Annotated in this window: 18 protein-coding genes; 2 read left to right on the top strand and 16 right to left on the bottom strand. The window is 53.4% G+C overall.

Going from position 1 to position 20,271, the window contains the following annotated elements; translation table 11 throughout:
- Positions 1 to 292: 292 nt before the first annotated feature.
- The 8 genes from AB7S84_RS02610 to AB7S84_RS02575 form a co-directional block, all read right to left on the bottom strand.
- A complete protein-coding gene (locus tag AB7S84_RS02610) occupies positions 293 to 472 on the bottom strand; it encodes a hypothetical protein (RefSeq protein WP_020877087.1) in 180 nt (59 codons plus the stop codon).
- A gap of 85 nt (positions 473 to 557) precedes the next feature.
- Positions 558 to 1,715: an acyl-CoA dehydrogenase gene (locus AB7S84_RS02605; protein WP_020877086.1), complete on the bottom strand. Its 1,158-nt coding sequence runs from the start codon at positions 1,713 to 1,715 to the stop codon at positions 558 to 560.
- 77 nt (positions 1,716 to 1,792) lie between these two features.
- The gene (locus tag AB7S84_RS02600; RefSeq protein WP_020877085.1) at positions 1,793 to 2,332 is read right to left on the bottom strand and encodes a helix-turn-helix domain-containing protein; all 540 of its coding nucleotides are present in this window, start codon (positions 2,330 to 2,332) and stop codon (positions 1,793 to 1,795) included.
- Positions 2,333 to 2,515: 183 nt separating this feature from the next.
- The gene (locus tag AB7S84_RS02595; RefSeq protein WP_020877084.1) at positions 2,516 to 3,367 is read right to left on the bottom strand and encodes a 3-hydroxybutyryl-CoA dehydrogenase; all 852 of its coding nucleotides are present in this window, start codon (positions 3,365 to 3,367) and stop codon (positions 2,516 to 2,518) included.
- Between the two features lie 57 nt (positions 3,368 to 3,424).
- Positions 3,425 to 4,600, bottom strand: a complete 1,176-nt coding sequence (locus AB7S84_RS02590; RefSeq protein ID WP_020877083.1) for an acetyl-CoA C-acetyltransferase — start codon at positions 4,598 to 4,600, stop codon at positions 3,425 to 3,427.
- Positions 4,601 to 4,692: 92 nt separating this feature from the next.
- Complete coding sequence (gene icmF / locus AB7S84_RS02585) at positions 4,693 to 7,977, bottom strand: fused isobutyryl-CoA mutase/GTPase IcmF (protein WP_428152829.1); 3,285 nt, start codon at positions 7,975 to 7,977, stop codon at positions 4,693 to 4,695.
- A 152-nt stretch (positions 7,978 to 8,129) separates the two neighbouring features.
- On the bottom strand, positions 8,130 to 8,771 hold the full coding sequence (locus AB7S84_RS02580; RefSeq protein WP_020877081.1) for a TetR/AcrR family transcriptional regulator: 642 nt from the start codon (positions 8,769 to 8,771) through the stop codon (positions 8,130 to 8,132).
- A 291-nt stretch (positions 8,772 to 9,062) separates the two neighbouring features.
- Positions 9,063 to 10,883 (bottom strand): penicillin-binding protein activator, encoded by a 1,821-nt coding sequence (locus AB7S84_RS02575; protein ID WP_020877080.1) that lies wholly within the window; start codon positions 10,881 to 10,883, stop codon positions 9,063 to 9,065.
- A 253-nt stretch (positions 10,884 to 11,136) separates the two neighbouring features.
- On the opposite strand from AB7S84_RS02575, the gene AB7S84_RS02570 reads away from it, so the two are divergent.
- Positions 11,137 to 11,682, top strand: coding sequence for a DUF4124 domain-containing protein (locus tag AB7S84_RS02570; protein ID WP_020877079.1), 546 nt, complete (start codon positions 11,137 to 11,139; stop codon positions 11,680 to 11,682).
- 49 nt (positions 11,683 to 11,731) lie between these two features.
- Here AB7S84_RS02570 and AB7S84_RS02565 read toward each other — a convergent pair whose 3' ends face one another.
- The 6 genes from AB7S84_RS02565 to AB7S84_RS02540 all read right to left on the bottom strand — a co-directional run bounded on the left by AB7S84_RS02565 (position 11,732) and on the right by AB7S84_RS02540 (position 16,135).
- Complete coding sequence (locus tag AB7S84_RS02565; RefSeq protein ID WP_020877078.1) at positions 11,732 to 11,968, bottom strand: hypothetical protein; 237 nt, start codon at positions 11,966 to 11,968, stop codon at positions 11,732 to 11,734.
- Complete coding sequence (locus AB7S84_RS02560; protein ID WP_020877077.1) at positions 11,965 to 13,125, bottom strand: hypothetical protein; 1,161 nt, start codon at positions 13,123 to 13,125, stop codon at positions 11,965 to 11,967. Before AB7S84_RS02560 ends, AB7S84_RS02565 begins: the two co-directional genes overlap by 4 nt.
- Before the next feature lie 57 nt (positions 13,126 to 13,182).
- Complete coding sequence (locus AB7S84_RS02555) at positions 13,183 to 13,359, bottom strand: rubredoxin (protein WP_020877076.1); 177 nt, start codon at positions 13,357 to 13,359, stop codon at positions 13,183 to 13,185.
- 78 nt (positions 13,360 to 13,437) lie between these two features.
- The gene (locus AB7S84_RS02550; protein WP_020877075.1) at positions 13,438 to 13,656 is read right to left on the bottom strand and encodes a hypothetical protein; all 219 of its coding nucleotides are present in this window, start codon (positions 13,654 to 13,656) and stop codon (positions 13,438 to 13,440) included.
- Between the two features lie 95 nt (positions 13,657 to 13,751).
- Positions 13,752 to 14,750: a cytochrome d ubiquinol oxidase subunit II gene (gene cydB / locus AB7S84_RS02545; protein ID WP_020877074.1), complete on the bottom strand. Its 999-nt coding sequence runs from the start codon at positions 14,748 to 14,750 to the stop codon at positions 13,752 to 13,754.
- Positions 14,751 to 14,755: 5 nt separating this feature from the next.
- Positions 14,756 to 16,135: a cytochrome ubiquinol oxidase subunit I gene (locus tag AB7S84_RS02540; protein WP_020877073.1), complete on the bottom strand. Its 1,380-nt coding sequence runs from the start codon at positions 16,133 to 16,135 to the stop codon at positions 14,756 to 14,758.
- 421 nt (positions 16,136 to 16,556) lie between these two features.
- Between AB7S84_RS02540 and AB7S84_RS02535 the strand changes: the two genes are divergently transcribed.
- Positions 16,557 to 17,126: a rhodanese-like domain-containing protein gene (locus AB7S84_RS02535; RefSeq protein WP_020877072.1), complete on the top strand. Its 570-nt coding sequence runs from the start codon at positions 16,557 to 16,559 to the stop codon at positions 17,124 to 17,126.
- An 83-nt stretch (positions 17,127 to 17,209) separates the two neighbouring features.
- On the opposite strand, the gene AB7S84_RS02530 is transcribed toward AB7S84_RS02535, so the two are convergent.
- Positions 17,210 to 17,443, bottom strand: a complete 234-nt coding sequence (locus tag AB7S84_RS02530) for a hypothetical protein (protein WP_020877071.1) — start codon at positions 17,441 to 17,443, stop codon at positions 17,210 to 17,212.
- A gap of 90 nt (positions 17,444 to 17,533) precedes the next feature.
- Positions 17,534 to 20,206, bottom strand: a complete 2,673-nt coding sequence (locus AB7S84_RS02525) for a CBS domain-containing protein (protein WP_020877070.1) — start codon at positions 20,204 to 20,206, stop codon at positions 17,534 to 17,536.
- Positions 20,207 to 20,271 lie beyond the last annotated feature (65 nt).

Here is a 20,271-nt window from a genome sequence, read left to right as displayed (position 1 = left end):
CATTGAAAAATTTGGCTTTGGATGTTCTATCACTTACCATTTGATAAAACGAAGGAAAACTGAGGCAAACGCTTCCTCTTGAACGGGGATGGTCATGCGTTGCGCATATTTACATCACCTTCAACACGTGTAAATGGTCGGAATGTTGATACAGACCATCAGCACCAGCGGCAACGATGATCTCGACGATTTCTGCCTTGATAGTCCAAAGGCGATCGTTTGTCAAATATTTATTTGACACGCAGTGGAAATTTTCGTGGAGATACACATCGTGCAAACCGCTAAAGAGGCCTCACCCTTTTTTTTTATTTTCAAGAATCGCCCGAAGGCGATTTCGCTCGGCTCTCGCTTTACGAAGTCGATCCTCTATCTCCGCCCGCTTCTCCAAGGGTGCATTCCGGAGAGCCCGTTCCAGTTCTTCCACGTTCTTGATGAGGCGATAAAGCTCTTCCGCAATCATCCGGATGGTCATGAACGCCTCCAACATTATCGGGAGAGAGGGGTGGGCGATATCGACCCCATCCCCTCTTCACGGGTGGATGAGATGCGCGAAAGAATCAATGTTTTCTCTTGTCTTTCAGTATATTGTTCGATATTACAACCCGCTGGATCTCCGAAGTTCCCTCATAGATCGTGAATACGCGGGCATCCCTGTATAGGCGCTCAATGACGTAATCCTTGGTAAAGCCGTAACCACCATGAATCTGGAGACATTTTCCCGTAATGCGATTGACCATCTCCGAAGCGAACAGCTTGGCCATGGAGGCCTGCTGGGTATATTTTTCACCGCGATCCTTCATCGCAGCAGCAGAAAACATCAACTGGCGGGCGGCTTCGATTTCCGTAGCCATGTCGGCGATATACCACCGAATGCCTTGGAATTTTGAAATCTTCTGGCCGAACTGATCCCTTCCCTTGGCATATTTGACAGCGTTGTCCAGGGCGGCCTGAGCCACGCCGACGGACTGGGCTGCGATGCCGATCCGCCCGCCGTCCAACCCTTTCATGGCGATTTTGAATCCATCGCCTTCCCGTCCCAGGAGGTTCTCCGCCGGAACGCGACAATCCTCGAAGATGAGGTCCGTGGTATCAGAGGCTCGCAGTCCCATCTTGTCCTCAACATTTCCAACGATCAGTCCGGGAGTTCCCTTTTCAACGATAAACGCACTGATGCCTCTGTGTTTTTCCGCCTCATCCGTTTTGGCCGTGACGATCACCAACCCACAGTTCTTCCCCGTTGTAATGAAGCGTTTAGTGCCGTTGATGACATAATGATCCCCGTCCTTGACGGCTGTAGTCAACTGAGAGACTGGATCGGAACCGGCATGAGGTTCGGTCAGTGCAAAAGCGCCGATAATTTCGGCATCCGTCATGCGCGGCAAAAATCGCTTTTTCTGTGCTTCCGAGCCAAAATTAAGAATGCTCTCACACACAATGGAGTTGTGAACGGACATGACGACCGCCGTGGAGGCGCAAGAATAGGCGATTTCGGAAAGAGCAAGAACGTAGCTGATGGTGTCTGCCCCTTCGCCGCCGTATTCCACGGGGACCATCATTCCCATGAGACCAAGCTCGCCCATCTGCTTCAGGTTCTCCGCGGGAAATTCCTTGGATTTATCACGTTCGGCCGCCGTCGCTGCGACAACTTTCCGCGAAAACTCCCGAACCATGCTTTGAATCATCAATTGCTCGTCTGTCAGTTTAAAAAAAGCCATACATCACTCTCCGGTTTCCCATTTTCTTTAAGTCAGTGCCTTTTGCGCCATATGTCTCTGTGATTGCCGACAGCCGTTCATGGGGTATAAATGATCACCAATAATTCCGCCGTCTCCTGGCCGATATTCTTCAACTGGTGTTTGATGGCGGAATTGAAGTGAAGATAGTCTCCCTGGTTCAAGGTGTTGATATGGTCGCCCACCATGACCTGAACCTTTCCCTTCAGCACATAATTAAATTCCTCACCTTCATGCTGGTATCCCACGCCGGTATGCTCCTCCATAGGATCAATGGTCACCCGGAATGCCTTCAAATGTTTGTTTTCGGCCCCAGGCGTCAATGTCTCGTAGGCATAGTCGTCAGTGCGCTTTGTGTATTCCCTGACCCGATCCTTCATGCTGGCTTCCTGCTCTCTCAGAAAAAATCCCGAGTCGATCTGCAGCGCCCGGGCAAGCTGGAGCAGTGCACCCACGGGCGGCATCTCCTCTCCCGCTTCGATGCGTTTCAGGTAATCGATGGAATAACCTGTCTCGTTGGCAATGCGGTCGAGCGTAAACCCCTTATCGAGCCTTGCCTGCCTGATTTTTTTTCCGATCGGCATCAATTGTGACGTCATTATTATCTCCACTATCTCCTTGTTTTTGAATGACGCAGGGGCAGGTCGATACCCTGCCCCTGCAAGGTGAGCCGGCAAACCGTTCACCGTTCTCCTTGTCGGATCCGATAGCCCCATGCCCCCAACCGGAATTGTCTTGTGTTGAGACATCCGCTTCAAGACAAAAAGCATCAGACCGCACGTCTATTCATAGACGTAAAATCCTCGACCGGTCTTCCGACCCAACCACCCCGCCTCGACATATTTTCGAAGCAGCGGACAGGGACGGTATTTCGAATCCTTGAAACCGTTGTAAAGGGTCTCCATGATGGCCAGGCAGGTATCCAGTCCGATCAAGTCGGCCAGAGCCAAAGGTCCCATCGGATGATTCATCCCGAGTTTCATGACCGTATCGATGGCTTCGGGCGTGCCGACATGGTGATAGAGGCAATAAACCGCCTCGTTGATCATCGGCAGGAGGATCCGATTGGCGATAAAGCCGGGAAAGTCATTGGCCTCCGCAGGCGTTTTGCCGAATTTAACCGAAAGATCCCAGGTGGTCTTGAAGGTTTCCTCCGATGTGGCGAGCCCTCGGATCACCTCCACCAAACGCATCACGGGAACGGGATTCATGAAGTGCATACCGATGACCTTGTCCGGCCGACGGGTCTGGGCGGCGATTCGCCCAATAGGAATGGATGAGGTGTTGCTCGAAAGAATCACATGCGGTTTGCAGACGTCATCCAACTCTTTAAAAATATTGAACTTAAGAGTTTCGTTTTCAGTGGCTGCCTCCACGACAAAGTCTGCGTCGGCCATGTCCTTCAGGGATACGCTGGTGCGGATGCGGGCAATCACGGCGTCCTTTTCCGCTGCATCCATTTTCCCTTTTTCGACGCTTTTCCCGAGCAATTTTGTAATGTTGGCCAGTCCTCTCTGAACGAATTCCTCCTTGATATCATTCATGATGACGTTGAGGCCGCTCATGGCCGCCACTTGGGCAATACCGTTTCCCATCTGTCCGGCGCCGACGACGCCAAATGTTTTGATCTCCATTATGTTATGTCCCTTCTTCCAATGGAATTGATTTAAAATCGTCCCACATTACCACGACTATCGCTTTACAATCATGGCTACGGCTTCTCCGCCGCCCAGACAGAGGGATGCCAGCCCGATTTTCTTGTCCTGCCGGGCCATTTCGTAAAGCAGGGTCACGAGCACCCGGCAACCGCTGGCGCCAATGGGATGTCCCAGGGCCACCGCGCCACCGTTTACGTTGACCTTGGCGGCATCTATCTTGAGTTCTTTCAGGATGGCCACACTGGATCCGCTGAAGGCCTCGTTAATCTCGAAAAGATCAACCTCATCCATGGAGATGCCTTCTTTCGCGAGGCACTTGGGGATGGCCCATATGGGAGCCACGAGGACATACTTCATATCGATGCCGTAGGATGCCTGAGCACCGATGGTCGCCAGAACACGACACCCCAGGGTCTCGGCCTTTTCCCTCGCCATGACGACCACGGCCGCCGCACCGTCGCTGATGATAGAGGCGTTTCCGGCAGTGCCGAGCCCGCCTTTTTTGAAGGCGCCGCTCATTCGGGAAAGGGCCTCGTAGGACGTCTCTCGGGCACATTCATCCTGATCGAAAATCTTCGGTGCGCCTTTCCGTTGGGGAATCTCCACCGGAAGAATCTCATCCTTAAAGCGTCCGGAGGAGATGGCGGCTACGGCACGACGGTAGGACTCCGCGGCATACCGATCCTGATCTTCTCGAGTCACACCGTATTTTTCGGAGCAGAGTTCATTGGACATCCCCATGTGAAAATCATTGACGATGTCCCACAGGCCGTCATGAATCATGGAATCCTGAAGTTTTCCAGGTCCCATCCGGTAGCCGAAGCGGGCCTTTTCAAGATAATAGGGTGCCAGGCTCATATTTTCCATGCCGCCGGCCACGACGATATCCGCATCCCCAACCTGGACAGCCTGAGCAGCCAACATGACGGTTTTGAGAGCCGAACCGCACACCTTGTTTACAGTGATGCATTCGGCCTCCCACGGCAGACCGGCCTTGACCGCCGCCTGTTTGGCGGGATTCTGTCCATATCCGCAAGGCAAAACCTGTCCCATCAACACCTCGTCCACCGCCTCCTTGGCGATTCCAGCTCGCTTGACGGCCTCGGCGATGACCATCCCGCCCAGATCCGTGGCGCCGATGTTGCCGAGGGCGCCATTGAAGGCGCCTAAGGGGGTTCTCACCGCACTCACAATTACCGCTTCTCTCATATCTACTCCCTGGTTTGGTATTCCTGTCCTGTGGGCCGGCTATCGTAGACCCCGTCCCGATAGCCGGCGAAAAAATCCTTGCCGGCCCGGTGTTACATATTCCGTCTGTATTTCCCACCGACATCGTAAAGGGCTTGTGTGATCTGCCCCAGGGAACAGCACCGGACCGCGTTCATCATCTCGGCAAAAACGTTTTGGCCGGACAACGCCGCCTCTTGAAGTCGCTTCAAAGCACCAGGCGCTTCCGTCTCGTGGGCTTTTTGAAATTCCGAAAGGCGTTGCAGTTGAGATTCTTTCTCCTCGGGTGTTGCCCGTGCCAGTTCGAGACAACCGCCCCCTTCGACCAGGTCCTGGTTGTCGGCGTGCGGATCCCTGAACGTGTTGACGCCGATGATAGGCATCTCTCCCGTGTGCTTGAGGGTCTCATAGTAGATGGATTCCTCCTGGATCTTGCTTCGCTGATATCCGGTTTCCATGGCCCCCAGTACGCCGCCCCGTGCTGTTATCCGGTCGAACTCCGCCAGTACGGCCTCTTCCACCAAATCCGTCAGTGCCTCGACAATAAAGCTTCCCTGAAGCGGATTCTCGTTTTTGGCAAGCCCCCATTCCCGGTTGATAATCAGCTGAATCGCCAGGGCGCGACGGACCGACTCGGTGCTGGGCGTGGTAATGGCCTCATCGAAAGCATTGGTATGGAGGCTGTTGCAATTGTCGTAGATAGCACAGAGAGCCTGAAGCGTCGTTCGGATGTCATTGAACTGAATGTCCTGACTATGAAGCGAACGGCCTGAGGTTTGGATATGATATTTCAGCTTCTGGGATCTCTCCGAGGCACCGTATTTTTCCCTCATGGCAACCGCCCATATCCTTCGGGCTACCCGGCCGATCACCGTGTATTCGGGCTCCATCCCGTTTGAAAAGAAAAACGAGAGGTTGGGGCCAAAACTATCCAGATCCATGCCTCGGGACAGGTAGTACTCCACATACGTAAATCCGTTGGCAAGGGTGAATGTCAGCTGTGAAATGGGGTTGGCTCCCGCCTCGGCGATGTGGTAACCGGAAATTGAAACGGAATAGAAATTCCGGACATTGTTTTGCATGAAGAACTCCTGGATATCCCCCATCATCTTCAGGGCGAATTCGATGGAGAAAATGCAGGTGTTCTGGCCCTGGTCCTCCTTAAGGATATCCGCCTGAACCGTCCCTCGAACATTGGACAGAACCATGGAACGAATCTCCTCGTACTCCTCGGAAAACGGCTCTCGACCGTGTTTTGCCTTGAAGGCGTCAACCTGCTGGTCAATCGCCGTATTGAGGAACATGGCAAGCATGATCGGCGCCGGGCCGTTGATGGTCATCGATACGGAGGTGTTCGGCGCACAGAGCTCGAATCCGTCGTAAAGGACCTTAACGTCATCCAGGGTGCAGATGCTGACGCCCGAGTTCCCGACCTTGCCATAGATATCCGGACGTCGATCCGGATCGTAACCATAAAGCGTTACGGAATCGAAGGCCGTGGAAAGGCGCTTGGCCTCATATTCGCCGGATAGCAGTTTGAAGCGGCGGTTGGTTCGGGCCGGATCCCCCTCACCGGCGAACATCCGGGTCGGATCTTCCCCCACGCGCTTAAGGGGGAACACCCCTGCAGTATACGGAAAATAGCCGGGCAGGTTTTCACGTCGCATCCATCGATAGATCTCCCCGGGGTCGGTATAGCCCGGCAGAGCCACCTTCGGAATTTTCTTATGGCATAGGGACTCGGTATAAAGAGGAACCCGGATTTCCCTGTCCCGAACCGTATACACCAACTCGTCCTGAGTGTAACTCTCCTTGAAACGCTTCCATTGGGCGAGAAGGTCCCGGGTCTCGTTTTCCAGGGCGGCTTCGGCCGCCGCCAACTCCTTGCGAAAGCGGTTCAGAAGGGTCGGCGCATCCCCTTCGAGCCCACCGCCCAGGGCGGCCATGGCCTCCTTGAGGTGCCATGACTTCCGAACCGCCTGAGCTTGCCGTTCGGTTTTTTTGTGATAGTCTCGGATGGCTTCGGCGATTTCTGACAGGTAGCGGGTCCGCTCCGGTGGGATGATGATGGTTTTGGAGCTCGATGTCTTGGCCTCCGGCCGGGGCAGACAGGTTTCAAAACCGACACCGGTTTTCTCTTCAACGGCATCAATCAGTGCATGGTAAAATGCTGTAACGCCGTCGTCGTTGAATTTGGAGGCGATGGTGCCGAAAACGGGCAAATCCTCCGGTTTCACGCTCCAGGCTTGCCGGTTTCGCTGGACTTGCTTTCGCACGTCCCGAACAGCATCTTCTCCGCCGCGCTTTTCAAATTTATTGACCACCACCAGGTCGGCATAATCGAGCATGTCGATCTTTTCCAATTGAGAGGCGGCACCGAATTCACTGGTCATAACATAAACCGAAACGTCGACGAGATCGCTTATTTTGGAATCCCCCTGGCCGATACCGGCGGTTTCCACAATGACGAGATCGAACCCTGCGGCCTTGATCACGTTAACGGCATCGCCTAAAAACTCGGGTATCTCGGAATTGGATTGGCGAGTCGCCACTGAACGCATATACACCCGAGGGCTGTTGATGGCGTTCATACGGATGCGGTCTCCCAACAAAGCGCCGCCGGTCTTGCGCCGGGAGGGATCCGAACTGATGATCGCCACATGGATCTCGCCGATATCGTGGAGAATCCGTACTATCAACTCGTCGGTCAGGGATGATTTGCCGGCGCCGCCGGTGCCGGTGATACCGATCACGGGTACTTTTCGGTCCCCAATCATTTTTTCGATGTCGGACCTGAGCTTGGCAAGGTTTCCATTGTTTCGGACGGCGGTCTCCTCGACAATGGAAATCATTCGGGCCACCTTGAGCTTGTTTTCGGTATTCAGATCCGACAGGTCCACGGGCATTTCGTCGTACACGGGGTAATCCATGGATTCTATCATATGGTTAATAATGCCCTGCAGTCCCATGCGTGCACCGTCCTCGGGCGAGTAGATCTTGGTAACGCCGTAGCTTTCGAGTTCCCGAATCTCATCGGGTACGATGACGCCGCCGCCGCCGCCGAACACTTTGATATGCCCGGCACCCCGATCATTCAACAGGTCAATCATGTACTTGAAGAATTCCACATGCCCGCCTTGATAACTCGATACGGCGATACCTTGAACATCTTCCTCCACCGCAGCATCTACGATCTCCTGCACGGAACGGTTGTGGCCGAGGTGGATGACTTCCGCGCCAGTGCTCTGCAGTATTCTGCGAAAAATATTGATGGATGCATCATGACCGTCAAAAAGGGAGGTCGCCGTAACGACCCGGACGTGATGCCTGGGTTTGTAAGGTTGAACTTCCATGTTCATTTGCCTCTCCTTGATTATGGTAGGTGTTCGGTTTCGGGTAACCGGTCTCCGGCGCCGGCTCAACGACAGGGTTACTGCCGACCGAACGCCTGAAACACGAAACCTCCGGCATTGATCGACAACCCTTTTGTCGGCCATCGATCGCCTCTCGTTTACTGACCTGTAGATATTCCCAGGATAAAGTCTGTCTGGAACTCGATATAATCTTCGATACTGTAGTGTCGTGCCAAAAACCACCGTCGAAAGGTCCACATATGTCCCAAGACTGAAATGTTGTGGGCGACCAGCTCAATTGAGCGGTCGTTGAGCTGTCTGAAATGGCCGGCTTCGATCAGGCGGGCCAAGACCTTGACGAATATCCCGGTGATTCGAATTTCGTTTTCCAGTACCTTTTTCCGCCATTGGGGTGGAAGGGACTGGGTCTCCTGATAGATGAGAAGAATGTGATCGGACATGCGGTGGCAAACCAGAAAATACTCCCGGATCACCTCGGCAAGGGCTTCCCGCCCCCGAGTCGTTCGTTCCAGTGCCTGGGAGACGCCGCGCTCCACCTCAGCGTGGATGGCATCGCAGACCAGATAAAGAACATCCTCCTTGGAGGCCACATACTCATACAAAGAACCTATGGAAAACCCCGCGGCCTTGGCAATCTGGCGCGTAGTCGTCTTATGAAAGCCCTTTTCAATAAAAAGCTGCACTGCGGCATCCACGATTTGACGCCGCCTGCGTTTCACCAGTTCGGGATTCTTTATTTGAGTGGGGATTTCTTTCATCTTGCCGCCTTGTCCCGTCATATCCGCAATCCTGTTCTCCAATCCTCGCGATAGGTAAGTCACAATATCTGAACGAGCGCTCAGTCATGCGTTATCATATCCTATCGCCCCATGTCAAGTATTTAAGAAAAAAAATCAGCCGCGAGGATAGGCGTGTCTTTCACCACTGCTCACCACAATCTATTCCGGCTGACGACGGGCACTATGGGTAAGGCCTTTGGAGATGTAATCAGGAAAGAATCCAGCACAAAAAAAGCGATTCGGCCGATTTATGTCTCCGCTTCGCTTCAGCGCCTGACCGGGTGACAAGGATTACCAGACACCGGCCGCCTCGAAACGGCTGCCTTCGATTTTCAAGATCTGAAGTTTTTTCACGGCATCGCCTGTATCATCGAACCGGGTTTCGCCGGTTGCACCCGTGAAGTGCCGAATTTGGGAGATCGACCTTCGAACAGCCGGGCCCCCGCCACCTTTCGCGGCATGAAGCGCCTCGATAATCATCAGGGTGGTATCGTAGGCCAGTGCCTCAATAAAACCAGGCGATTCTCCAAAACGGGTCCTGAAGTTTCGAACGAAGACCTGGACCTCGGGTGATGGGCTTGCCGAATAAAAAATATCCGTAAAAATAGCGCCCTGAGCGAATCGTCCTGCAGTTCGAATGAGTTTTTCGGAATGCCATAGGTTCGTTCCGAGAAGTTGGACGTTCGAAAACCCATGATATGTCAGCTGTGGAATGATAAGTCCGGCCTTGTCGGCGCCATCAGGTATGAATAATGCTTCAATATCGCCGTGACGGCGCAGCCGACCGATGACGGCGCTGAAATCCGAATCCTTCACGCCATAGGATTGCACCGTCACCAGTTTACCGGCATACGCCTGTAACTCCCGTTGAAACGCCTCCAGAAACACCTGCCCATATTTTTCCCTGGGGTGCAAAATCGCAAATTTCTGGATGCCCATCATCTGCATCGCATAGGTGACCAGTGCTTGAACCTGCATTTGCGGCGTCATAAAATTTCGGAAAACATAGTCTCCGATTTTCGTGATATCCGGCTTCTGCGTCAGCACGACAATGGGGATTTGGGCGTCCTGAGCTTTCAGCGCCGCCGCCTTCGCAGTGTTGATGGGTCCGATGATGGCTGTCACGTTTTCACGGGCCATTTCAAGGACGGCGTCGGCAGCCCGATTTGAATCCGAAGCCGTATCCTCGATCCGAATGTCAATCGCTTCCCCGAGGCCGGCATGGTTCAGGGCAAGTTCGATCCCCTGCAGCGCCTTGTTTCCGTAGTGGGCATAGGCTCCGGTAAGGGGTAACAGGCACCCAAGGGTATGTCGGCCGCTCATGACGCCGGTAACGCCTTCAAGATCCTGAAGCATCCGCCTAGCTTCGGCCGCATATTCATGTTCCGGCGCGACAGCAATGAATTGAGACAAGGTTCGCACTGCGTCGTCATATCGTTTTTCGTCGACCGCTTTCATTCCAAGGGCATAGATGAGATATCCCTGGGCGGCAGAATCCGTTACGCGCTCCGAAAGCGCCAGAATCTCCGCAGTGGAAAGCTTATTGACGGCCGCTTTCATGCGTCGGGATAGGCTATCTTGATTTCCGGGGACGGCGGACTGTTCATGGGCTTTGGCATAAAAATAGACGGCGTTGGCCGGGGAATCCAGTGCCGCATATGCGTCCCCCAGTATCGTGAATACCGGTGCAGATCTCTCCAATCCTTCAGAATTCCGCAAAAAGACATCCGCCTTCTGGATTATCTCCCGATACCGTCGCTCGTCATAAAGGGTCTGGAGTATCCCGAGCATGGCCGAGGAGACGAAACGGCTTCGCGCATATTCGTCGACCACACGTTCATAATACTGTCGTGAGGTTGCGTAATCCCGCCAACGGTGGTGAATTTCGCCTTTCCGGAAAATCGCGATCGAAGCTTGAGGTCCGGTTGGAAATTGTGAAAGATAGTCGTCGTATTGGATCATGGCTTTTCGATAGGATCCGGATCGAAAACTTCTTTCGGCGCGAGCAAACAGTTCCGCCCCGGGTTCCGTTCGATCAAGGCCGGGATCGGTCGATACACATGCCGTCAAAAGCAGTACGGCAGCCACAATGGAAATTTTTCTAAGATTCATAACGATATCTCGGTCTGATGGGTTTTATCCGTTCGGCACGATGTTGAAGGATGCACCCAGAACATTACTTATAAAATTTTTTATGAGGGCCAATTTCCGTGTTGAGATCAAGACAAAACCTCGGTATATTGATCACTCCTCTGTCGACTTCCATAGGCCGATGCCGGTCATCATTATGAAAGTCGAAAGTTGAATTGATCAAAAACGCAACGGCGCATTGTAACCGACCTCAGGAAATGCAAGGAGAACGCGGATGAAAACGCTCAGATGCCTGATTCCCGTATCGTTGTGCTGGATGCTGTGGATATCCGTTCTGCCCGTGGCGGCCGAGATTTATCGATACGCGGACGAAAACGGGAAGATCCGATACACGGACGATCTCACCAGGGTGCCTGAACGCCGGCGGGAAAAAGCGGATGAATACATTGAGTTCCAGGCGTCGAAACCGGCATCGGGAGCCGTATCCGATACCAAACCCGACGCGTCGTTCCGGGATCTGAAGACCGAGGCCGATCTCAATGCTGCCGGCCTGCGGCTCGAAGAAATCCGGGAGACGCTCGAAAAAGAGCGGACCCGCCTGATTGAGGAACAGCAGAGGCTCGACAAGGTCCGCCGGGTTTCAAACAGCAAAATCGGATCCCGGTCCTACAGGAAGCAATTGGGTCAATTTCAGAAAGACACCGAGGCTTACCGGGCAAAACGACAAGCCTTCGAGGCGGATTTGACGCGGTATAATGCCCAGGTCGAGACCTTCAATCGAGACCAGACCGAAAAAGATGTCGAACCCGAAAGCGATTAGATCTCTTTCTTTTTATAAAGTATCCATCGACAGTGCCCTGTTGACGGTATCATCGGGGCCGAACGCCTTTCTTGAGCAATTCTTTCAACCCCGTGAGGGTTCCTTTCCAGACGGCATCCTCGCCTGCCATCAGCGCGACGATCACATCCTTCTCCACACTGACTTCAAGTACAATCTCTTCCTCTCCCACCCTGAATACGGCTTCTCCCCATCGTTCGGCCGGGAGATCGGTTACCTCGCATTCATAGTCGGTCCTGAGTTCCCCTTTCATACGGATGTCATTCATATAACACCTTCCTCTCCCGCGTCGGCGGTATCATGCGCCATATCTTCCAGGCGGTCACGAAGAACCCGAACGGCATCTTGTGCCGCTTCCTTCACCTCCATCGAATAAGATCCGGCCAAAACCGACCCCAGGCGAGCCGGAAGTCTCTCGTCGCCCACCATGCCCAACACATAAAGAATATCGCCTTTCACCGTGTCGTCGACATCATTAAATCGCGCCCATAAGGGCTCGATCAGGGCTCGGCATAGCATGTCGCCGCCGTCGGCAAGGGATTCGACAACCACCATGGCTCCCAGACGCACAGGCCATTTCTCATGGGTCAGAAGGTCGACAAATCCCGGAAATATCATTTGCTTTTCCAGCATCATTCGGGCAAGCAGCGGCGCGTTTCCCTCCTGAAGCATCTGTTCCATGGATTTGCCCCCCATCCGGTAAGGATCACCGGTCGCAATGGAAGCCAGCACCTCGGAAAGATTCGGGACTCCCGTCCATCGAAGCATATCCGTCCCCGCGGAATCGCGGCAAACCAATGTGGGCACCGACTGAATACCGTCGGTATCCGCATCTTCAGGGAACATGCCCGCATCGATGACGGTCAGCACAACGGGCACCTCTTTTCCGGCCAACGGCAAAATCTGCCGAACCGCGCTCGGACAAAATGGACAGCCATCGGCAATATAAAGCTTGATGGAAACGGGCGACCGGATCTTGTCCAAAAGAACCGCTTCTATTGTGGCCGGCCACTGCGATGCCCCGGAAAGCGCTTCCAGGAAAGGGCTCAGTTCGGATCCGGTGGGAATAGCGCGGTATATCAGGTTTGGTCTAACCTTGATGGCCGGCGCCCGTTCAGGAACGTCGGCCACCCGGATGACATCAACCCTGGGAGCCCATTTTGAAAATTCGGCACAAAACATCATGAAGGCGTCGTCACCGGCATCCTGGGTGCATAATAGCGTTATCACCGCCCTTACCTTTAGGGCGGCGTTCCAGTCTGCAATGACGCGGCAATCTTCTGAAGACAGGTTCGGCCGTCGATTTTCAGGAGAAGCGACATCCACCAAAGGGACCTCCCGGATTCCCAACACGTCGTATCGTCTTGTTTCGACGGGCTCTTTCGTAAAATCGGCATGAAAGATTGCCGGGACGACCCATCCCATGAAATCGGGGCCTCCGGTCTGGAAAGATCCGGACCGATCTGGAGGTGATGGCGGAATTCAATCCCGAAGCTCCTCGAAGAACTCTTTTTCGGCGCCGCATTTAGGGCATGTCCAATCATCCGGGAGATCATCGAACGAGGTACCCACAAGGATGTTGTTCTCTGCGTCACCTTCAGCCGGATCGTAAATATATCCGCAGGGACATTCCCACCGGTTCATATTCTTTTCTGCCATGTTCTCTCCTCATTTAATAAAGGGTTGATGGAGACGACGTCACCGGCCAATCCGTATTCGTCGGTCATCCCGTTTTGATCACATGAAATTCTCACGCTGCTGAACATACGACTCAAAATCCTTCTCGAATAGAAATCGAGAGATCATCTCTCCCACCTTGTCCGCCGTATCCACATGATATCGCCCCTTTTCATCGCATCCGGCGATCTGTTTCGCGTTTTCCACGATGGCTTCCAGCGCCCGGGCGGTAATCTCCACGGTAGCATTGATCATCAAAGTGGGTCGGGGATCTTCCATGGGCCGTCCTTTCTGTTTCTTCTCTGTTTTTCGATCCGACCGAATCATCGCCGGCACATCAAGACATAGTCCTCAAAAGCCCCGGCATGTCGTTTCTAATGATATCCCTCGCCATCCGCAACCTTGCCGCGGAAAACCCGGTAACTGTACAGGGTATAGCTCAACACCACCGGCAGTACCACCGCAACCCCCCAGAGCGTGAATATCTGGGTCTCCCGCTGGGCCGCGGCCTCATAGATAGTAAGAGCCGGTGGAATCGCCATGGGATAGACTGCCGCCTCCAACCCCAGGTATGCCGATATGAACAACAAAATGCTGCTGAAGAAGGGAAGGATTTCCTTTCGACGCTTCAGGCTCCATAACAGCATAACAAAGGCGATGATACCCAGCAATGGGAAATTCCACACAAAATAGACCCGCGGCGCTGTGAACCAGCGTGCCGTTAAATCGGGAGCATGGTGAGGTGTCCAGACACTCACCAGAAACATGAAACCGGCCGTGATCACCGCCGCCTGGAACGCTTGTCGGTAGGCCCGATCCTGAACGGCCCCATCGGTTTTGATGATCAGGAAAGTTGCTCCCAGAAGCATATAGCCGACCACCAGAGCCAGCCCCACGGCAAGGGTAAAAGGATTCAGCCAGTCAAGGGGGCCCCCGGCAAAAGCGCCGTCAACGACCTGAACGCCCGAAATATATCCGCCCAGGGTAAATCCCTGGCCAAGTGCGGCCACCAGACTACCAAAGAAGAAAGCACGGTTCCATGCCGTCTTGCGCCGGCTATTGGCCCGGAATTCGAACGCAACGCCCCGAAAGATCAAACCAAACAGAAACGTCAAAATCGGGATATAGAGCGCACTGAACAGCACCGTGTAAATTTTCGGAAACGCTGCAAACAGCGCTCCCCCGCCAAAGACGATCCATGTCTGATTGGCATCCCATATGGGTGCGATGGTGTTCATGAGCGTATCGCGCTCCGCCTCATTTTTGGCGGTAGGAAACAACATCCCGATCCCGAGTCCGAAACCGTCCAGAATCACGTAGAGAATGACCACCAGTCCGACCAGGGCCATCCATAGCTGAACCAGGTCCACCATATCCTTTATGCCTCCTTTAGGGCCTCCTCTACAGGCCGCATACCCGACGGAATCTGAACAGGCGGGATGGGGCTGGTGAGGTCCGGCCCATTCCGCAGGATCCTGAAGATATAATGAAAATAGCTCGATCCGATGATGACGAAAAATGCGATGAACATCCCCAGCGACCAGAGCACGTTTCCGGCATGAATGGGCGACACGCCATCTGTCGTGCGCATCAGACCATATACCGCCCAGGGTTGTCTGCCGACCTCGGTGGTTATCCAACCCATAACAACAGCCAAAAATCCCATCGGCTGGATGAAGATCAGCGTTTTCAAAAACCGGGTGGATTCATACACACGCTTTCGAAACGCGAGGATCGCCGCCCAGATCATCACCCCGATGAACAGGAAACCGATGCCAACCATAATCCGAAATGACCAGTAGGTGATCAGGGCGTTGGGTCTGTCTTCCCTGGGAAAGTCCTTGAGTCCCTGGACCTGTCCGTCCCTGGAGTGGGTGATGAGCAGACTCAGACCGTTGGGGATTGAAAGTTCCAGACGATTACGCTCCGCAGCCATGTCGGGGACGGCAAAAAGATTGAAAGCGGCCCCTCCTTCGGTATTGGTCTCCCAATGCCCCTCCATAGCAGCCAATTTTGCCGGCTGATGACGTGCAGTGACCAAGCCCTTCATGTCTCCGATGAATACCTGGGCCGGCGCAACCACAACCGCCATCATCAGGGCGATCTTAAGGGACCGCCGATAGAAGGCGACATGCTCATTTTTCAGTAGAAACCATGCGGAAATCCCGGCAACGGCGAACGCGGTGGTCTCGTAAGCCGCCAGAACCATGTGGCCGAGATGGGTGGGGAAGGCCGGGTTGAAGATGACTTCCCTGAAACTTCTCACCATCAGCTCACCATCGACAATATCAAATCCCGACGGGGTCTGCATCCAGGCGTTGGCAGCCATAATCCAGAAAGATGAAAGCGTCGCTCCCAGGGCCACGAGACAGGTTGAAAGGAAATGAATCCCCGGCGACACTCGGTTCCACCCGAAGAGCATGATTCCCAGAAAACCGGCCTCCAGAAAAAAGGCGGTCATGCCTTCGAAAGCCAAAAGGGGCGCCATGACATTCGCCACATACTGTGAAAACAGGGCGAAGTTGGTGCCGAATTCAAATTCCAGGGTAATGCCGCTTACCACTCCTACGGCAAAATGGAGTGCAAATATTTTTACCCAGAAACGGTACATGCGGTAGAACATTTCGTCCTTGCTTCTGAGCCATAGAATTTCCAGGATCACCAGAAAAAACGCAAGTCCGATGGTGAATGTCGGGAATAAAATATGGAACGCCGTTGTAAAAGCAAACTGCAGACGGGAAAGGGATACAAGGTCCATCACGATCTCCGTGGCGGCAGATATGTCAAACCTGCCCCAAAATGTTCGAATCTTTCATGATACCCATGATCTCACGTCAGCATCTATAGGCCATTTATCCGGGAATGTAAAACAAAATTCCGTGATTCGATTCCGGATCTTCCCGCATTGAGCCGTGGATGTTCGGTTGACAGCTCACCAGGAGATTATCATACTAATATTTAACTCAACTTCCGAATTTCATGATGATGACCGGAAAGCGGTGCCGGGAGGAAATGACCCGCGCCGTTGCATCAGGAAAACGGGTGAAGGGATATTTCTGCAAACAAGACGCTATTCCCCTTCAGTCTCAAACGCCAGCGCTTTCCGGTAAAGACGAAAGCCGCGTTGAGTTTGTATTCATGATTTCGGATTACATATCGGCTCTGAAGCGATCTTGGACATGACATTAACCAGAATCATCAAGACAAGCCTTATCATCATAATCGGGGCGGTAATCATCTGCACACCGCAGGCGGCGTCCGAGGATCCCGCTCTCTCGGACGCGGACAAGAAAAAGATCGTCTATGAGATGTACGAACGCTACAAAAAAGGATTCCCGACCGTCCAGGACATCTCCGCACCCCGGATTATGGCGCTGATGAACACCGGCAAGGTCGTTTTCGTAGATACGCGCACCCCTGAGGAGATGGCTGTATCGATGCTGCCCGGCGCCTTGCCGAAAACAGTCTTCTTGAAGCAGCCAAAGGCCTATCGGAACGATCTTGTCGTCGGATACTGTACCATCAGTTACCGCAGCGGAAAATTTGCGGAGAAAATGGCCGAAGAGGGTGTAAGAATGTACAATCTAACCGGCGGACTGCTGGCATGGGTTCTAGAGGGAGGAAAGATTTATGATGCCGGCGGCGAAACCCGACGGATCCATGTTTATGGCGAAGAGTGGAATTATCCACCGGCGGGCTATACCAGCGTTATGTTCAATCGTTTTGATCGGATTTTTATGAAGCGGTAATGGAAGCATAAAAAAGGCGGCACTCCCGATCCATCGAAAAATGCCGCCTCGCTCCCTGGGATTTCACAGGGTCGGTCTGGATTCTAGTCGTTGATCTTCCGCGCGGCATAACACTTGCGCTCGATGTAGCTTTGCGTGGCTTTGTCGTAGACGGCTTCCCTTTCATGGATATATCGAGGGCCGCCTTCCCATCCGCCGCAGGCCAGAACTACCGTATCGCCCAGGCAGAATTTTCCGGCATACCCTTTTGAGTTGAGTTCATTGAGCTTTTGAAGATCCAATATGATTTTTTGGGGGGGTGTAGCCAATGCTTGCATCTTAACCTCCCTTTCCTGACGTTTGAGTTGGATATCTCTGTCAAATAACCTAACATCCCTTCGACGAATGTCAATCGCACCCGGGAAGGATCACGCCACATAGTTGCGGACAAAGTTGAGTTCGTCGCTTCGCGTCTTGATCCGTCCGTTCAGCTTGGCATTCAATGCGGCATCGAGAATTTCGCGATAGACCGGCCCCGGTTTGACGCCGATCCGCTGAAGGTCCTTCCCCCGGATCGAGATAGCGACCTGCCGAAGTTGAGTGAAATAGTTGGAGATGGCCTTCCGTACCGCTTCGTTTCGGGTTACCGCCATCATATATAACAGCACCTCCACCCGAAATTCCGAAAGTTCCCGGTATATTTTGCTGTTTTCGATGGGCAGGTTCCGCCGCAGCCAGAAAAGGCATTGGTCTCCCCGGTATCGCTCCTCGCAGAATATAACCTGGTACCGAGACGCCATTTCGAACCTTTCACAGATCGCCCGCGTGGTATCCGGCTTGAACTGTCGAAGCATCACCATGAGATAGACCGCCCATTGAAGGTATTCTTCGTCCAGAAAGAGCAGATCATGCCAGTCCAGAACCTTTTTGACAGCCTGAAAATTGGACAGAAGCTTTGCGGAAGGTTTCAGCTCTGGGTGAATGTACTTGAGCAGGTCAAAGTCATGCATCCGCTGAACAGCCGGTGTCGGATCCGCCTCTTCAAGAATCTGGCGGAGTTCATTGAAGATCCTCCGGCCGCTGAGCTTGTTGAAAAGATCCATTTTTACCGCATTCTTGATGAGCCCCGCGGTCAGCTTGCCGATACTGAAGCCGAAGCGCTGCTCAAACCGGATCGCTCTGAAAATTCGCGTCGGGTCCTCCACAAAACTGAGGTTGTGAAGAATGCGGATGACCTTTTCCTTGAGATCCTTCTGTGCAGCAAAAAAATCGATCAGAATACCGAATTTGACAGCATTCAGCTGGACGGCCAGGGTATTGATGGTAAAGTCTCTTCTGAACAGGTCCAGCTTTATGGAGCTCATCTCCACATTGGGCAAATCCGCAGGAAATCGGTAATACTCCATCCGCGCCGTAGCGATGTCGATCTTGAAACCGTCGGGAAAAATCACGACGGCGGTACCGAATTTCTCATAGGTATGGATGCGGGCCTTTTTGAGCCGCGCGTAGGTTTTGGCAAACTCGATCCCGTTGCCTTCGATAACGATGTCAATGTCCTCGTTGACCCGGTAAAGAAATAGATCGCGGACAAACCCGCCAACGGCGTAGGCCCCGAATCCCAGCTGATCCGCCACCTGGCCGGCGCTGACAAGAATCTCCATGATGTAGTCCGACAGCCGTTCCTTCATCAGTCGAAGAATGCTTCGGGTCCGGGCGTTCACCATTTCCATGAAGGGGTCCGGCTGTTTCTTCTCGGCATAATCGGTCTGTTGGATCAGGATGTTGAGCAGATCGGTCCGGGTGATGACCCCCAGGATTTTACCGTTCTCCATAACCGGGAGAATTCGCTGTTTGTTTTCGATGATCTGTTCCTGGATGTCCGGAAGCTCGGCGTCCGGCCCCACAGTCCCCAACTCCGTCGACATATACTCCCGCACCACGGCCTTGTCCAACTTGAGATAGAGCGCCTTGGCGATGATCTGCCTGGAGATGTATCCCAGAAGAGCCTCCTGATCCCTTTGGGATTCGGTCACCAGAAGCGCGTTGACATTATAGCGGGTCATGAGGTTGCGCGCCTCCTCCAGTGGTATGTCGGCATCGACTCGAATCGCCGGGGAGGACATCAGATCCCGGGCCTGCTTGCTCGAGTTGATCTCCCGATATAGAATGTCAAGCAGTTCCTGTTCCACCTGGACGAGCGTCTTGTCCTTAATGGATGCCGATGCAGCGAATGCGTGCCCTCCGCCGCCCATTTTGCCGATAATGACGCCGACATCCACATCCGAAATCCGACTCCTGGCCACGACGTAGATTTTGCTGTCCATGCGGCCGATGGCGAAAATGACGGGAATGTTTTCCATTTTGACCATCTTGTGAACCAGAAAAGCGAAGTCCGGCACGTAATGTTCGGTGCTGACGATGGTCATGGCGATCTCGACGCCCTTGATATGACGACGGACGAGGGCCTGGACCATATCGTTCAGCAACCCCACCTGCTCGAAACTCATCTCTCGAGCGGTGAGATTGGAAATGATGTCGAGCTTGGCGCCTTGGCCCAGCAGAAACGCCGCCGCGAGAAAATCGGCCTCCGTCGTCGAGGAAAAGGTGAATGAGCCGGTGTCTTCATATATACCCAAACACATGATCGTAGCCTCGTCGGGGGACAAGGGAATTTCCCGCTCTCGGATGATGCGTGTGAGAATGCTGATGGCCGCACCGGTAGGCTCAACGACCTCCACATGGCCTTTAATGTCATTTTTGAAAGCGGAATGGTGATCGTAGATGTGAATCTCGAGGTCTTCCTTCCCCAGGATCTCCGCGAACCGGCCGATTCGCGCGGGCTGCCGAGTGTCGACCAGCACCAGCCGTCGGATTTTCTGAAAATCGATGTCCCGGATATCGGCCATGTTGAACAGGTAAACCATTGATTGGACAAAAAAATTTCGAAGCGTCTTTTCATGGGATCCGGGAAAAACGACAATGCTGTCGGGATAGAGTTTCTGCGCCGCAAGCATGCACGCCATGGCGTCAAAATCGGCATTCATATGGGTCGTGATCACCGTCAGGTCCTCTGCCGTCTCAATATCGGTCGCCTCCCCCATAACCCTCCATTCCCAGGTCGATTCCGTGTATAGGATGCGAACCCTCTGCAACCAATCGTGCAGAA

It is taken from the genome of Desulfococcus sp., from assembly GCF_050178255.1.
GTDB classification, from domain to species: Bacteria; Desulfobacterota; Desulfobacteria; order Desulfobacterales; family Desulfococcaceae; genus Desulfococcus; species Desulfococcus multivorans.
This window is presented reverse-complemented; position numbering and strand designations above follow the sequence as displayed.

Bases quoted from the DNA above. Each gene is read 5' to 3' on its own strand.
- AB7S84_RS02610 (WP_020877087.1), bottom strand. From the start codon at position 472: ATGACCATCCGGATGATTGCGGAAGAGCTTTATCGCCTCATCAAGAAC.
- AB7S84_RS02605 (WP_020877086.1), bottom strand. From the start codon at position 1,715: ATGGCTTTTTTTAAACTGACAGACGAGCAATTGATGATTCAAAGCATG.
- AB7S84_RS02600 (WP_020877085.1), bottom strand. From the start codon at position 2,332: ATGACGTCACAATTGATGCCGATCGGAAAAAAAATCAGGCAGGCAAGG.
- AB7S84_RS02595 (WP_020877084.1), bottom strand. From the start codon at position 3,367: ATGGAGATCAAAACATTTGGCGTCGTCGGCGCCGGACAGATGGGAAAC.
- AB7S84_RS02590 (WP_020877083.1), bottom strand. From the start codon at position 4,600: ATGAGAGAAGCGGTAATTGTGAGTGCGGTGAGAACCCCCTTAGGCGCC.
- icmF (WP_428152829.1), bottom strand. From the start codon at position 7,977: ATGAACATGGAAGTTCAACCTTACAAACCCAGGCATCACGTCCGGGTC.
- AB7S84_RS02580 (WP_020877081.1), bottom strand. From the start codon at position 8,771: ATGACGGGACAAGGCGGCAAGATGAAAGAAATCCCCACTCAAATAAAG.
- AB7S84_RS02575 (WP_020877080.1), bottom strand. From the start codon at position 10,883: ATGAATCTTAGAAAAATTTCCATTGTGGCTGCCGTACTGCTTTTGACG.
- AB7S84_RS02570 (WP_020877079.1), top strand. From the start codon at position 11,137: ATGAAAACGCTCAGATGCCTGATTCCCGTATCGTTGTGCTGGATGCTG.
- AB7S84_RS02565 (WP_020877078.1), bottom strand. From the start codon at position 11,968: ATGAATGACATCCGTATGAAAGGGGAACTCAGGACCGACTATGAATGC.
- AB7S84_RS02560 (WP_020877077.1), bottom strand. From the start codon at position 13,125: ATGGGATGGGTCGTCCCGGCAATCTTTCATGCCGATTTTACGAAAGAG.
- AB7S84_RS02555 (WP_020877076.1), bottom strand. From the start codon at position 13,359: ATGGCAGAAAAGAATATGAACCGGTGGGAATGTCCCTGCGGATATATT.
- AB7S84_RS02550 (WP_020877075.1), bottom strand. From the start codon at position 13,656: ATGGAAGATCCCCGACCCACTTTGATGATCAATGCTACCGTGGAGATT.
- cydB (WP_020877074.1), bottom strand. From the start codon at position 14,750: ATGGTGGACCTGGTTCAGCTATGGATGGCCCTGGTCGGACTGGTGGTC.
- AB7S84_RS02540 (WP_020877073.1), bottom strand. From the start codon at position 16,135: ATGGACCTTGTATCCCTTTCCCGTCTGCAGTTTGCTTTTACAACGGCG.
- AB7S84_RS02535 (WP_020877072.1), top strand. From the start codon at position 16,557: ATGACATTAACCAGAATCATCAAGACAAGCCTTATCATCATAATCGGG.
- AB7S84_RS02530 (WP_020877071.1), bottom strand. From the start codon at position 17,443: ATGCAAGCATTGGCTACACCCCCCCAAAAAATCATATTGGATCTTCAA.
- AB7S84_RS02525 (WP_020877070.1), bottom strand. From the start codon at position 20,206: ATGGGGGAGGCGACCGATATTGAGACGGCAGAGGACCTGACGGTGATC.